Annotated in this window: 14 protein-coding genes; 9 read left to right on the top strand and 5 right to left on the bottom strand. The window is 71.3% G+C overall.

Annotation, left to right across the window (positions count from 1 at the left end; translation table 11 throughout):
• Positions 1-136: 136 nt before the first annotated feature.
• The 4 genes from J8N05_RS23295 to J8N05_RS23280 all read right to left on the bottom strand — a co-directional run bounded on the left by J8N05_RS23295 (position 137) and on the right by J8N05_RS23280 (position 4,068).
• Entirely contained in the window at positions 137-964 is an 828-nt protein-coding gene (locus tag J8N05_RS23295) for an ABC transporter ATP-binding protein (RefSeq protein WP_210885527.1), read from the bottom strand.
• Positions 961-1,779 carry an ABC transporter permease gene (locus tag J8N05_RS23290; protein ID WP_210885525.1) on the bottom strand — a complete coding sequence of 273 codons (819 nt, stop codon included), beginning with the start codon at positions 1,777-1,779 and terminating at the stop codon, positions 961-963. The genes J8N05_RS23295 and J8N05_RS23290 overlap by 4 nt, the downstream gene beginning before the upstream one ends.
• A 31-nt stretch (positions 1,780-1,810) precedes the next feature.
• A complete protein-coding gene (locus J8N05_RS23285; protein WP_210885524.1) occupies positions 1,811-3,022 on the bottom strand; it encodes an ROK family transcriptional regulator in 1,212 nt (403 codons plus the stop codon).
• A 209-nt stretch (positions 3,023-3,231) separates the two neighbouring features.
• The gene (locus J8N05_RS23280; protein WP_247706749.1) at positions 3,232-4,068 is read right to left on the bottom strand and encodes a formylglycine-generating enzyme family protein; all 837 of its coding nucleotides are present in this window, start codon (positions 4,066-4,068) and stop codon (positions 3,232-3,234) included.
• 496 nt (positions 4,069-4,564) lie between these two features.
• Between J8N05_RS23280 and dps the strand changes: the two genes are divergently transcribed.
• The 6 genes from dps (at position 4,565) to J8N05_RS23250 (ending at position 9,159) form a co-directional block, all read left to right on the top strand.
• A complete protein-coding gene (gene dps, locus J8N05_RS23275; RefSeq protein WP_210885520.1) occupies positions 4,565-5,125 on the top strand; it encodes a DNA starvation/stationary phase protection protein Dps in 561 nt (186 codons plus the stop codon).
• A gap of 45 nt (positions 5,126-5,170) precedes the next feature.
• Complete coding sequence (locus J8N05_RS23270; RefSeq protein WP_210885517.1) at positions 5,171-5,737, top strand: type 1 glutamine amidotransferase domain-containing protein; 567 nt, start codon at positions 5,171-5,173, stop codon at positions 5,735-5,737.
• A gap of 235 nt (positions 5,738-5,972) precedes the next feature.
• A complete protein-coding gene (locus J8N05_RS23265; RefSeq protein ID WP_210885515.1) occupies positions 5,973-6,380 on the top strand; it encodes a YciI family protein in 408 nt (135 codons plus the stop codon).
• 6 nt (positions 6,381-6,386) lie between these two features.
• Positions 6,387-7,532, top strand: a complete 1,146-nt coding sequence (locus tag J8N05_RS23260; RefSeq protein ID WP_210885513.1) for an RNA polymerase sigma factor — start codon at positions 6,387-6,389, stop codon at positions 7,530-7,532.
• Between the two features lie 91 nt (positions 7,533-7,623).
• The gene (locus J8N05_RS23255; protein WP_210885511.1) at positions 7,624-8,367 is read left to right on the top strand and encodes a TetR/AcrR family transcriptional regulator; all 744 of its coding nucleotides are present in this window, start codon (positions 7,624-7,626) and stop codon (positions 8,365-8,367) included.
• Positions 8,368-8,475: 108 nt separating this feature from the next.
• Entirely contained in the window at positions 8,476-9,159 is a 684-nt protein-coding gene (locus J8N05_RS23250) for an HD domain-containing protein (protein ID WP_210885510.1), read from the top strand.
• Between the two features lie 111 nt (positions 9,160-9,270).
• Here the strand turns inward: J8N05_RS23250 and J8N05_RS23245 are convergent, their stop codons facing one another.
• The gene (locus tag J8N05_RS23245) at positions 9,271-10,527 is read right to left on the bottom strand and encodes a hypothetical protein (protein ID WP_210885509.1); all 1,257 of its coding nucleotides are present in this window, start codon (positions 10,525-10,527) and stop codon (positions 9,271-9,273) included.
• A gap of 193 nt (positions 10,528-10,720) precedes the next feature.
• On the opposite strand from J8N05_RS23245, the gene J8N05_RS23240 reads away from it, so the two are divergent.
• Genes J8N05_RS23240 through J8N05_RS23230 form a run of 3 tightly spaced genes read left to right on the top strand, consistent with a single transcriptional unit; the run spans position 10,721 to position 13,003 of the window.
• A complete protein-coding gene (locus J8N05_RS23240; protein WP_210885508.1) occupies positions 10,721-11,761 on the top strand; it encodes a beta-ketoacyl-ACP synthase III in 1,041 nt (346 codons plus the stop codon).
• A gap of 37 nt (positions 11,762-11,798) precedes the next feature.
• Positions 11,799-12,032, top strand: coding sequence for an acyl carrier protein (locus tag J8N05_RS23235; RefSeq protein ID WP_210885506.1), 234 nt, complete (start codon positions 11,799-11,801; stop codon positions 12,030-12,032).
• Entirely contained in the window at positions 12,032-13,003 is a 972-nt protein-coding gene (locus tag J8N05_RS23230; RefSeq protein ID WP_210885504.1) for an alpha/beta fold hydrolase, read from the top strand. The genes J8N05_RS23235 and J8N05_RS23230 overlap by 1 nt, the downstream gene beginning before the upstream one ends.
• Positions 13,004-13,046 lie beyond the last annotated feature (43 nt).

Genomic DNA, 13,046 nt, shown 5'->3' with positions numbered 1-13,046 from the left:
GGGAGCCTGAGGACGAGCGCGGAGTGTCTTCAGCCCGCCCGGCGTCTGAGGACCGGGGGTTCGGGGGCCGGCCCCGAGTCGTTGACGGGAACGGGTAGGGGCGGCGGGGGCGAGGAGAATCGCAGCCGACGGCTGGTCAGGTCACCGGAGCCTTCGGAGCCACGGGTTCCTGGTGGTACACCGCATGCCAGACCTCGTTCCGAATGCGGGCGAACTCGGGGGACAACCGCAGCTCCTCGGTCCGCGGATAGGGCAGATCCACGTCGATCACCCGATGGACACGCCCCGGCCGAGCGGCCATCACGACGACACGTCGCGCCAGATAGACGGCCTCGTCCACGTCATGGGTGACGAAGAGGACGGTCCGCCGCTCCTGCGTCCAGGTGTCCAGCAACTGGTCCTGCATCTGCACCCGCGTGAGGGCGTCCAGGGCGCCGAACGGCTCGTCCATCAGCAGGACTTCGGGGTCGACCGCGTAGGCCCGGGCGATCGCACAGCGCTGCTTCATACCGCCGGACAGCGTCTTGGGCAGCGCGTCGGCGAAGTCCTTGAGTCCGACGAGCTCGATGGCGTGGTCGGCCTTGCGGCGCCGCTCGGCGGCGGACAGGGAGGTGAGCTTGAGACCGAACTCGACGTTGCCGCGCACGGTGAGCCAGGGGAAGAGCGCGTACTGCTGGAAGATGACACCGCGCTCGGGGCCGGGGCCCGTCACGACGGCTCCGTCGACGAGGACCTGCCCGGTGGTGGGTTCGGCGAGACCCGCGGCCAGGTTCAGCAGCGTCGACTTGCCGCAGCCCGAAGGGCCCACGACCGTGACGAACTCGCGGTCGGCGATGTCCAGCGACACCTCGTCGAGGGCCGTGAACTCCCCCTGCTTCAGGGGGAACGTCTTCCCGGCGGCCCGGAAGGAGATCTTGGCACCGGACGTGCTGGACACGCCGGACTTACCGAGTGAGGGCTTCATCGTCGCTCCTGCCAGGCCGTCAGATGGCGTTCCGCGCGCAGCAGCAGGCGGTCCATCACCAGGCCGATCACTCCGATGCTGATCAGCCCGACGAAGATCGTCGGCAGGTCGTAGTAGGTCTGCGCGTGCATCATCTCGTAGCCGAGGCCCTTGTCCGCGGCGATGAGTTCGGCGGCGACGACCGTGGCCCAGGAGGCCCCGAGTCCGATGCGCATACCGACGAGCAGGAACGGGGTGGCGGCCGGAACGACCACCTTGAGGAAGATCACGCGGTCCCGGGCGCCCAGCACCCGGGCCGCGTTGACGAGCGTGCTGTCCACGCCGATCACCCCCTGGAACGCGGCGACCACACTGGACAGGAACGCCGCCAGGAAGATCACGAAGACCTTGGGCGTCTCGCCGATGCCCATGGTCACGATGGCGAGGGGGATGATCGCCAGCGGTGGCACGGTCCGGAAGAACTGCACGTACGGTTCGAGCAGGCCGCGGGCCAGCGGGTACCAGCCCATGAGGAACCCGACGGGCACGGCGAGCAGGGTGCCCAGGGTGAAGCCGAGGAAGACCCGGCGCAGGCTCGCCAGCGCGTCCTCGCCGAGTGTGCCGTCGCCCGCCATGTCCAGGGCGCGGGAGCCGACCGACAGCGGGCCCGGCACGTCGACCAGCTGGGCCGAGGTGGCCACGGCCCATACGGCGATGCCCAGGGCGAGTGCCGCCAGGTTGAGCACGAACGGGGGCACGGTCCGGGGCCGGTGTCGTCGGCCGGACGCGGCGGGCGTCTTCTCCGGGCGCTTGTCGGGTGCGGTGAGCACGGTCATGGCGACCTCGTCGGTGCGGGGACGGTCACGGTCACTCCACGGAGTTCGGTGTGTGATAGCGGGTGAGCAGAGGGGAGTCGTGCAGGACGAGCGCGATGGCGCCGAGCGCGCCGCCCACCTCGCCGAGCGTGGCCGGCCGTAGATCGATGTCCGGCCGGGAGACCGGCATCAGATGGGCGGACAGGGCGCGCTCGACGGGTTCGAAGAGGGCGGGTCCGGCCTCGGCGAGTTCGCCGCCGAGCACCGTGACATGGGGGCCGACCGCGTTGCACACGGCCGCGAGGACGGTCCCCACCCGGGTGCCGACGCCGTCCAGCACTCGGCGTGCGGCCGGATCCGTGGCCAGCGCCGCGAGGAAGGCGTCCAGATCACCGGCGCCGGGATGCGCGTCGAGGACGGCGCCGATCGAGGCGACCGTCTCCAGACAGCCGTCCTTGCCGCACGAACATCGGCGCCCGTCAGGTTCGGCCGTGATGTGGCCGAACTCGCCGGACAGTCCGCGGGCACCCCGGTGCAGGGCGCCGCCGACGACCAGCCCTCCGCCGACGCCGTGCGACAACCGCAGATAGAGCACGTCCTGGACACCGGCCGCCGCTCCCCAGGTCGCCTCGGCCAGCGCCGCGAGCCGGGTGTTGTTGTCGAGCAGCACGGGTACGCCGAAACGTTTGCGCAGCAGCACCGGCAGGTCCTCGTGGGGCCGGGGCGTGCTGCTCGCGGCGCCGGTGACCGAGGAGCCGTCGGTGGCGGAGGCATCGGTCGGGAGGGCGTCGTGCACCGGTCCGACCACGCCCACGCCGATGCCGCTGAGCGCCCCGAGGCGCAGGGTGCCCCCGGCGAGTCCGCCGACCAGCCGGGCGGCGAGGTCGACCCGCTTCTCCCAGGACAGACCCGCACCGTGCGGGGCGCTCGCGGAACCGATCACCTCGTGGGCGACGTTGACCGCGGCGACGTGCACAGCGCGCCGTGCGAAGTCGATGCCGATGGCCTGGCCCGCGTCCCGGTGGAGGGTCAGGGTCTCGACCGGCCGGCCGCGGCGGCGCTCGGCGGGGACGGGAGCCGTGGCCACGACCGCTCCGCTGTCCACCAGGGCGGACACGATGTCGTACAGGGTCGTACGGGACAGCCCTGTCAGCCGCCCCAGGTCGGCCCTGTTGAGCGGGCCGTGGGTGCGCATCTGCCGCAGGACGAGTTCCTCGTGACCACGGCGCAGCCGTGCCAGCGGACCCTCGTGGTCGTGTGCCATGGGGCACAGGATGCGGACTCCGCAGCTTTTACGTCAACAGTCCGGAATAAATCAGTGAACCTGGGGTCGGGCTCCGCACGGCCATGAACATGCAGTTCAGAGGGGTGTTGAGGGTCGTTCCGTGAGACGGTCACGTTTCATGAGGCTGCAATGTTGCGGTCACCGGGCGAGGGCCGGCCGCGTCGTGCAAGGTCGCCCGGGCCGGGTCCTCAGGCGTCCCACGCGCAGCGGAAGCCGAGGTTCCCCGTGCTGCTGTCGGGCGTGTTGGCCGTACGGGCGGCGACGCGGTAGCGGTTGCAGTACGAGCTGTGGCAGAGGTACGAGCCACCCCGCATGACGCGCGACGTGCCCTGCGAGGGGCCCTTCGGATCGGTGCGCGGACGCTCGGAGTGCCGCGTGCCCCACCGGTCGGCGCACCACTCCCACACGTTCCCGGCCATGTTGTGGAGCCCGTGGCCGTTGGGCTCGTACGCGTCCACCGGAGCCGTGCCCCGGTAGCCGTCCTCGGCGGTGTTCTTGGTCGGGAAGTGCCCCTGCCAGATGTTGCAGCGGTGCTCGCCCTCGGGTGTCAGCTCGTTCCCCCACGGGTAGCGGTTCTGTACGAGGCCGCCCCGCGCGGCGTACTCCCACTCGGCCTCGGTGGGCAGCCGCGCCCCGGCCCAGCGGCAGTAGGCGACGGCGTCGTTCCAGGAGAGGTGCACCACGGGGTGGTCGCCGCGGTCGGCCACCGAACTGCCCGGCCCCTCCGGGGTCCGCCAGGTCGCGCCCTCGACCCCGCACCACCAGGGCGTCTGCGGCGGCCGGGCCGCGCCGCGCCGCAGAGCGGCGGGCAGGAATCCGGCGAAGACGAACGACCAGCCGAAGCGCTCCGCCTCGGTGACGTGACCGGTCGCCTCGGCGAACCGGGCGAACCGGTCGTTGGTCACGGCGCAGGCGTCGATCCGGAAGGGCGAGAGGACGACCTCGCGCACCGGTCCCTCGCCGTCGTCGGGGAAGCCGTCCGTGTCCTGGGTCCCCATCAGGAAGGAGCCGCCGCCCAGCAGCACGCTCGCGTCCCGCTCCCGGCCCGGGTCCTCCTGGCCCTGGCTCCCGCGCGGGCTCTGCCCCCGGTCCCGGCTCCGGTCCTGGCCCCGTACCCCGTCCCGTGCCCCGTCCGGTGCCCCGTCCGGTGCGCGGTCCGCGGTGGCGCGGACCGTCGGCCCGAGGGAGAGTCCCGCCGCGCCCCGGTCGACCGAGGGCGCGCAACAGCTCCCGGACTCCGCCTCGTCCACGCGGCCTCCCTCAAGAAGTGATCTCCGTTCGAGGCTACGGCACCCGAGAAGCGTTGATCATCGCGGCCTCGCGTCTCCCCGTGCCCCGGGGCCGCCGCCGTGCCCGACGGTTCGGATGGGGCCGGGGTGGATTGCGTTCGCACAGCAGGGGTACCGGGAGGGGGCAATTCCGTATGAGACGTACCCGTACGCAACCTATGAGCCGTACGCGATGTGCACGCCACATGAAACGTACGGACTGTACAGAAGTCACGAGACAGGAGACACCGACATGGCTTCCCAGGCCACCCCCCGCTACACCGTCCCGGGCCTCACGGTGGAGAACGCCTCCACGCTCATCGAGCTGCTGCAACTGCGGCTGCACGCCCTCAACGATCTCCACCTCACGCTCAAGCACGTCCACTGGAACGTGGTGGGGCCGCACTTCATCGCCGTACACGAAATGCTCGACCCGCAGGTCGACCGCGTGCGGGACATGGCCGACGACGTCGCGGAGCGTCTCGCGGCCCTCGGTGGCGTCGCCCACGGCACTCCCGGCACGCTGGTCGAGGAGCGCTCGTGGAAGGACTACAGCGTGGAGCGGGCCGACGCGATCGCCCACCTTGGCGCGCTCGACGTCGTGTACACCGGTCTGATCGAGGACGTCCGCGCCGCGGTCGGGACGTCGGGCGACCTCGACCCCGCCACCGAGGACCTGCTGATCGAGCAGCTGCGTGACCTGGAGCAGTTCCAGTGGTTCGTACGGGCGCACCTGGAGACCGCGGGCGGCACCCTCAGCACGGCCGACGCCACCACCGAGACGGGCGCCGCCGAGAAGGCCTCGAAGGCCTGACGGACACACCACGCCACCTTCGCCACGAGAGAAAGGCCCACCGAGATGTCCGACAAGCCGCTCAACGGTCACCGGGTCCTGGTGCTCGTCACCAACTACGGAGTTGAGCAGGACGAGTTGGTGGTACCGGTCCGCCGGCTCCGGGAGAACGGGGCCGACGTCACCGTCGCGGCCGTGAGCGCGGATCCCGTCCGGACGCTGGTGGGCGACAAGGACCCCGGAGAGACGGTGGAGCCCACCACGACGCTCGACGCGATGGACGCCGACGCGTACGAGCTGCTGCTGCTCCCCGGCGGCACCATCAACGCCGACCAGCTCCGACTGCAGAGCAAGGCCCTTGAGACGGTCAAGGCGTTCGCGGCGTCGGGCCGGCCGATCGCCGCGATCTGCCACGGCCCCTGGGCCCTGGTGGAGGCCGGCGTCCTGAACGGCAAGACGCTGACGTCGTTCCCCTCCGTGCGCACCGACATCCGCAACGCGGGCGCCAAGGAATGGGTGGACGAGGAGGTCGTGAGCGACAGCGCGAACGGCTACACCCTGGTCACCTCCCGGACGCCGAAGGACCTCGACGCATTCGTGGATGCCGCCGGCAAGGCCCTGGCCGGCTCCTGAACCCCCGTCGGCGATACGCCGATCCCACTCACCGCCATCGGCTCGACAGCCCCCAGCCACCTGTCGGCCCGACATCCGGCCCGCACGCCGGATCGACGGCCGGTTGTAGCCTCCTTCCGCGGTGTCCCCGAAGTCCGGGAGAAAATTTCTGCGGGTGATGTCGAGAACCCGCGCGCGGCTCCGTCCTCGCAGTGAACGCGGCCGCAAGGGGCCGTACCGCACCAGGGAGAACACCATGGCCAAGTACCTGCTTCTCAAGCACTACCGGGGCGGGCCCGCATCCCTCAACGACGTGCCGATGGACCGGTGGACGCCGGAGGAGGTCTCGGCCCACGCGCAGTACATGAGTGATCTCGCGGCGCGGCTCGAAGACTCCGGCGAGTTCGTCGACAGCCAGGCCCTGTCGTCGGAGGGCACGTTCGTGCGCCACGACGGCGAGGGACGGCCACCGGTCACCGACGGTCCGTTCGCGGAGACCAAGGACCTGATCGCCGGCTGGATGGTGATCGACGTCGAGACCTACGAGCGGGCGCTCGAAGTGGCGGGCGAACTGTCCGCGGCCCCGGGCGCGGGCGGGAAACCCGTCCAGGAGTGGCTGGAGGTACGCCCGTTCCTGTCCCCGTGCGTGACCATCACGGACTGACGGACCGTGAACGAGTCCTTGCTGCGGACGCTCACGCCCGCCGTGCTCGCCGTCCTCGTCCGTCGCGGAGCCGACTTCGCGGCGGCCGAGGATGCCGTGCAGGACGCCCTCGTCGAGGCCGTGCGCGTGTGGCCGGACGACCCGCCGCGGGACCCCAAGGGCTGGCTGGTCACGGCGGCCTGGCGCAAGTTCCTCGACGCCGTCCGCGCCGACACCTCCCGGCGGAACAGGGAGGTACGCGTCGACCGCGAGCCCGTGCCCGGCCCTGGCGAGGCGGCCGACGACACGCTCCAGCTGTACTTCCTGTGCGCGCACCCTGCCCTGACACCGGCCTCGGCCGTCGCCCTCACGCTCCGCGCGGTCGGCGGCCTGACCACACGGCAGATCGCCCGGGCCTACCTGGTGCCGGAGGCGACCATGGCCCAGCGGATCAGCCGGGCCAAGCGGACCGTCTCGGACGTCCGCTTCGACCGGCCCGGTGACGTCGCCACGGTCCTGCGCGTGCTCTACCTGGTGTTCAACGAGGGCTACTCCGGTGACGTCGACCTGGCCGCCGAGGCGATCCGGCTCACCCGCCACCTCGCGGCCGGGACCAGGCACGAGGAGGTCGCGGGCCTGCTGGCGCTCATGCTGCTCCACCACGCCCGGCGCCCGGCACGGACCGGCGCCGACGGCAGGCTCGTACCCCTCGCGGAGCAGGACCGCGGGCTGTGGGACACCCGGCTGATCGCGGAGGGCGTCGGCATCCTCCAGGCGGCCCTCGCCCGCGACCGGCTGGGCGAGTTCCAGGCGCAGGCCGCCGTCGCCGCGCTGCACGCCGACGCCCGGTGCGCCGCGGAGACCGACTGGGTGCAGATCGTCGAGTGGTACGACGAGCTGGTACGCCTCACCGGCAACCCGGTGGCCCGCCTCAACCGGGCCGTAGCGGTGGGCGAGGCCGACGGCCCGCGCGCCGGCCTGACCGCCCTGGCGCGGCTCGACCCCTCACTGCCCCGCCATACGGCCGTCGCGGCCTATCTGCACGAGCGCGACGGCGACCTGGCGACCGCGGCACGGCTCTACGCCGAGGCCGCCCTCTCCGCGCCGAGCCTCCCCGAACGGGACCACCTCACGCGCCAGGCGGCCCGGCTCAACGCGGAGCTGCGCGGCTGAGCGGCGTGCGGTACACCTGACACTGTCAGATTTTCCTCTCGGTTTCCAAATTCGGCGTACGCGGGCGGAGTTGACGCCGTACGGTCGCCGTATGCCCGTCGACGAACACATGCCCGCCCTGCCCTCTCTGCGTCAGCGGCGTCGAGCGGCCGCCACCCAGGAGATCCTGGACGCGGCCGAGCGCCAGATCGCCGAGAGCGGCCCCGCGGCCCTGTCGCTGCGTGCCGTCGCCCGGAGCCTGGGCATGACCGTGCAGGCGCTCTACCACTACTTCCCGAGCAGGGACGAGCTGGTCACGGCCCTCATCACCAAGGCGTACGAAGCCCTGGGCGACGCCGTCCAGGCCGCCGTCGACGCCTCGGAGGGGGACTCACCCCTGGAACGGGTGGTGGACGCGGCCGAGGGCTATCGCCGGTGGGCCGTCGACCATCCCGAGCGGTTCCAGCTCCTGTACGGCACGCCGTTGCGGTACTACGAGGCTCCCGTCGAGGGCGCGACCACCCAGGCGGTGCGCCGGATGGGCGCGATCTTCGAGCGCGAGATGTTCGACGGCTTCACCCCGGCGCAACTGGCCGCGGTCGACGCCTCCGAACTGTCGCCCGCGTTCGTGGCGTTCTTCGACCAGTTGCCGCCGGCCGGTCACGATGCTCTGCCCCCGGTCCTGACCGCACTCGTCATGAGCGCGTGGGGGCACATGCACGGCCTGGTCGTCCTGGAGGTGTTCGGGCACACCACGTTCCTCGGCGAACACCCCGCGGAAATCTTCCGATTGGGGATGCGGAACACGCTGAAGGACATCTTCGACCGCATTCCCGCGACGGACCAGGCCGGTTGACGACCGTTCTGGCGAGAATCCGGAGCCGATCGGCATTTTCGCCGCTGTTTGCTCCGCGGCGCCGTCCATAGGCTCGTGGCATCAACCGCCGACGAGAAGGCTGTCCGTATGTCCGACAAGAGCAATTCCCCTGCCGGTAATTCCCCGCACGCCCTGCCCAGGACCGTGGCCGGAGTGCGCATCCCCACCGGTGAACTGGCGCAGAAGACAGCGCAGTTCGTGCGGAGCGTGTCCTCGGGGACGCTCTACAACCACGTCATGCGGTCCTACCTCTTCGGCTCCCTGCTGTACGACCGACGCGGCGTCCCCTACGACAGGGAACTCGCGTTCGTCGCCGCCGCCCTGCACGACCTCGGGCTGGTCAAGGCGTACCAGACCCCGGACGAGCGCTTCGAGGTCGACGGCGCCGACGCCGCACAGCGGTTCCTGCGGGAACAGCACATGCCGGCCGAACGCGTGGCGGTCGTCTGGGACGCGATCGCCCTGCACACCAACGCGGGTATCGCCATGCGGAAGAGGCCGGAGATCGCGGTGGTCTGCGTGGGCTCGGGAATGGATTTCTCGGGGAACGAACTTCAGCGCATTCCGCCCGACGCCCTTGAGGAAATACTGACGGCCTTCCCCAGGGAAGGGTTCAAGCAGGACGCGCTCGACAACATTCTTTCGCTGTGCCGCACCAAACCCATGTCGGTGCTCATGCACCCCTTCGCCGAAGTCGGCCGCCGTCACCTCCCCGAATTCCCGGTGCCCACGGTGGAGGATCTCCTGCTCGCCGCGCCGTTCGAGGAGTGACGACCGTTCGAGAAGTGACAACTGTTTGAGAAGTGACGACTGTTCGAGAAGTGTGGCCGGCCGCGGAGAGGCGGCCGGCCGACAGGATTCCGCCCCGTCGGGGCGGAACGCTCACTTGCCCGGCGCCGCCTTGCGCAGGGTGGTGATGCAGGTGCTGATGGCCTCCTGGAGCTCCTCCAGGCGCTGCAGCATGTCGTCCTCGTAGATGGTGTCGAGGTCGTCGGCGTCGTCGAAGGTCAGCTCCTCGAAGACCTTGGTCGCCTTCTGCAGGCTGCTGTAGAACTTCGTACGCCGTTCCTGGAGGCGGAGTTCGGGATCGGCCTGGATGGTCTGGGCGACGATGTCCTTCATCGAGTCGAACGCCTCGGAGGCCCACTCACTGGTGTCCTCGTTCTCGTCCAGTTCGTCGATGAGCGAGAGGTGGCGTTCGGCCTCGGCGCGCAGCTCGGCGGGGGCGTCGATGGTCTGCCCGGCGGGAGTCTTGACCTGGCCGTTCTCCACGATGTCGCGGACGTAGCCGATACGGCTGGCCGCCTGCGTCTCGGTGGCGACCGCCTTCTTCAGGTCGTCGGTGCGGGCGATGTCACGGGCCCACTCCGTCTGGAGCGACGGGTCCTCCTGGAGCCGGTCGAGGAGCGCCGCGCGGGCCGCCTTCGCCGTGGAGGGGTCGGCGAGGATCGCCGCCCGCAGCGCGGTGGGGTTCTCGGCGACCTCCAGGGCCTTCGTCGGCCGGATGCCCTCGGCCTCGGCCGCCGCGGTGATCGCCGTGCCGCGCTCGGAGGAGGCGCTGGACCGGGAGACGTAGTACGCGTGCCACACGTCGGAGTCCGGCAACTCCACGTCCTGGCCGGGTGCCAGCGCCTCGAAGTACGGGACGAGACCGTCGTCGGCCGCCTTGTCCCACGCCTTGTAGTAGCGCATGACCCGCTCGGGCGAGCACCCGGCCAGCTCGGCGAAGACCTTCGCTGAGACCTTCAGCGTCTCGCCCGGCGCCTCGCCGCCGGGCCGCACGCTGCGCGCCACCTTCAGCGCGAACGCCCAGCCGCCGGCCCGCACGTACGCCCCGAAGTCCTGGGCGTCCTGGGCGACCTCGGCGGGCACGTCCTCCGGCGTGACGTCGGCGTGCGCCTCGTCCTCGGCGGCTTCGGTACGCGCCTTCTCCGCCGGAACCTCGGCGTGCGTCTCGTCCGCCGGAACCTCGGCGTGCGCCCCGGCGGCCGGACTCTCCTCGCGCGCCCCGTCCGCCGGGACCTCGTCGGCGGACGTCCCGGGCTCGACCCAGAACTCCCCGGTGTCTGCGGCAGCCTGTCCGGGCACCTGGTCGACGGGCGGAACGGCCGGTTCGGTTTGAGCGGTCACTACGGTCACTGAAAGACTCTCCCGGGGATGGACAGGGCTACAAAGGGCGGCGTACGCAGCCTATATGAACCCGTTCATGATGGTTCGAACTCCCTTGCGCCGGCCGCTCCGACGCGCCAGCCCCTTCCCTCGTCCCTCTCCCGCCCCGTGAGGGGCCGGGGCCGCAGATAACTCTCCGCCTTCACTCAAGTACGCTTAGTAAATGAACGTTTCGAGTGCGGAACTCCGTGAACCGCAGGGGCCGGCCGCCGTGGTGACGGGTGTGGGCTCCCATCTTCCACCCCGCCGTGTGACCAACGACGAGCTGTGCTCCCGGCTGGACAGCAGCGACGCGTGGATCCGGGAGAGAATCGGCATCCAGGAGCGTCGCCGCGCGGACACGGCGGTGTCCACGGGAGATCTGGCCGTGGAGGCGGCGCGACGCGCGATGCGGTCGGCCGGCGTCACGGACGTCGACGCCCTCGTCCTGGCCACGACCACCCCCGACCACCACTGCCCGGCCACCGCGCCCGCGGTCGCCCACCGGCTCGGACTGGGCGACACGATCGCCTTCGACGTCACCGCGGGCTGCGCGGGATTCGTGTACGCGTCGGCCGTCGCCGCCGGCCTCATCAGCGCGGGCAGCGCCCGCAGGGTCCTCGTCGTGGGCGCGGAGACGATGTCCGCCATCATCGACTCCGACGACCGCGCGACGGCCCCGCTCTTCGGCGACGGCGCCGGAGCCATGGTCCTGGAGGCCGGACTCGCGGGACAGGACGGCAGCCTCGGATCCTTCGCCTGGGGAAGCGACGGTTCGCTCGCCGACGCCATCGTCATCCCGGCCGGCGGAGCCCGCGAACGCGACCGGCGGGACACCGCGCCCGCGAGTGACTTCTTCGTTCACATGCGCGGAAACGAGGTCTTCCGGCACGCGGTGCGCCGTATGACCCAGGCCGCCCGGGAGGCGGTGGAGGCCGCTGGCTGGACGCTCGACGAGGTCGACCGGCTGATCGTCCACCAGGCCAACGGGCGCATCGCCGCCTCCGTGGCCGACGCTCTCGGCATCCCGCCCGAGCGAACCCCCTCGAACATCGCCCACGTCGGCAACACCGCGGCGGCCTCCGTCCCGTTGCTGCTCGCCCACGCCGCGGACGAGGGGCAGCTGAAACCTGGGCACCGCGTGCTCGTTGTCGCTTTCGGCAGCGGGCTCGCCTGGGCCGCCACCAGCCTCGTATGGCCCCCGGGCATCACCGCGGAGCTGTAGAGATCCATCTGCCCAGGAACGTAAGGAAACGAAGCACGTGCTGGAAGAACTCAAAGGCATCCTCACGGCGCAGGCGGGCCTGCCCCCCGCGCCCATCACCGCCGACGCCACCCTGGCCGACGCCGGCATCGACTCCATGGCCGTGACCGTGCTGTCCATGCAACTGGAGGACCGCATGGGCCTGTTCCTCACCGAGGACGAACTGTCGTGCGCCCCCACCGTCAACGCCCTGGCCGACCTCATCGCGAGCCGAGCCGCCGGGAAGCCGTGATGGCGACCGTCCCCTCCGTGTGGAATGCGCCCGAGTGGACCGCGCCGGAGGAGACCAGGGAGGAGCTGGTACCCCTGGAATGGCGCGGCCTGCGCTACACCTGCCGCGTCATCACCTCGGACCGGCCCCCGGTCACCGAACCCCTGCTCCTGCTCGGCGGCGCCCTCCAGGACATGTACGCGTGGCCCCGGCTGGAGCGCAGACTCAGCGCGCACATGCCGCTGGTGTTCGTCGACCTGCCCGGCGTCGGAACGGCCGACGACCTGCCCGCCGAACAGGGCTTCGACGCGCTCGCCGAGGCCGCCCTGCGGGTCACCGACCGGCTCGGGTTCGACCGGATCAACCTCCTGGGGGCCTCGTACGGCGCGCCGATCGCCTACCGCGCCGCCCTGAGCCGGCCGGCCCGGGTCGCACGGCTGGTCCTGGCGGGTGCCACGCACCGGATGAACCCGCGCCTGGTCTCCGACTGCGAGGAGGTGTGGAGTGCCCGCGCCGCGCTCGCGGACGACATCGACGGGTCGCTCTCGGACTCCGGCTCGCAGGAGATCGCGGGCCGCGCCGTCGCCACGCTGCTGAACACCGCCCTGCGGGACCAGGTCTCCCAAGCTGCCACCGTGGCACGGATGCTGCACCGGCAGTTCGCCCGCATCACCCCGGCCGAGGCCCGCCGCCACGCCGTCTGCCACCGCCGTCTGCTCGCCTCGGACCCGCTTCCGGCCGAGACCGTCGACGCGGTGCGCGCGCTGGTGTTCACCGGCGAGCACGACGACGTCAGCACACCGGACGAGAACCGTGCCGTGGCGGCCGCCATCGCCGACTCGACCTTCCTGCTGGTCCGCGACGCCGACCACATGGTCCACCTGGAACGGGAAGCCGAGTACGCGGACCTGGTCCTGCGCTTCCTCACCGACCTCCCGCTCGACGGCCTCCCCTACACGACCGCACCGGAACGGCTCGGGGCGCGGAGGTAGGAGCCGGTGGCCCGCACACACGGCACCGCCCGCCCGGACCATG

This window comes from Streptomyces liliiviolaceus, from assembly GCF_018070025.1.
In the GTDB taxonomy this organism is placed as follows: domain Bacteria; phylum Actinomycetota; class Actinomycetes; order Streptomycetales; family Streptomycetaceae; genus Streptomyces; species Streptomyces liliiviolaceus.
Note: the sequence above shows the minus strand (reverse complement) of the source record. Positions and strands in the feature narration are given on the sequence as shown.

What these genes read in the sequence shown, in the direction of transcription:
- J8N05_RS23270 (WP_210885517.1), top strand. Translation starts at nt 5,171, where the DNA reads ATGTCCGACAAGCCGCTCAACGGTCACCGGGTCCTGGTGCTCGTCACC.
- dps (WP_210885520.1), top strand. Translation starts at nt 4,565, where the DNA reads ATGGCTTCCCAGGCCACCCCCCGCTACACCGTCCCGGGCCTCACGGTG.
- J8N05_RS23250 (WP_210885510.1), top strand. Translation starts at nt 8,476, where the DNA reads ATGTCCGACAAGAGCAATTCCCCTGCCGGTAATTCCCCGCACGCCCTG.
- J8N05_RS23255 (WP_210885511.1), top strand. Translation starts at nt 7,624, where the DNA reads ATGCCCGTCGACGAACACATGCCCGCCCTGCCCTCTCTGCGTCAGCGG.
- J8N05_RS23240 (WP_210885508.1), top strand. Translation starts at nt 10,721, where the DNA reads ATGAACGTTTCGAGTGCGGAACTCCGTGAACCGCAGGGGCCGGCCGCC.
- J8N05_RS23295 (WP_210885527.1), bottom strand. Translation starts at nt 964, where the DNA reads ATGAAGCCCTCACTCGGTAAGTCCGGCGTGTCCAGCACGTCCGGTGCC.
- J8N05_RS23230 (WP_210885504.1), top strand. Translation starts at nt 12,032, where the DNA reads ATGGCGACCGTCCCCTCCGTGTGGAATGCGCCCGAGTGGACCGCGCCG.
- J8N05_RS23285 (WP_210885524.1), bottom strand. Translation starts at nt 3,022, where the DNA reads ATGGCACACGACCACGAGGGTCCGCTGGCACGGCTGCGCCGTGGTCAC.
- J8N05_RS23265 (WP_210885515.1), top strand. Translation starts at nt 5,973, where the DNA reads ATGGCCAAGTACCTGCTTCTCAAGCACTACCGGGGCGGGCCCGCATCC.
- J8N05_RS23290 (WP_210885525.1), bottom strand. Translation starts at nt 1,779, where the DNA reads ATGACCGTGCTCACCGCACCCGACAAGCGCCCGGAGAAGACGCCCGCC.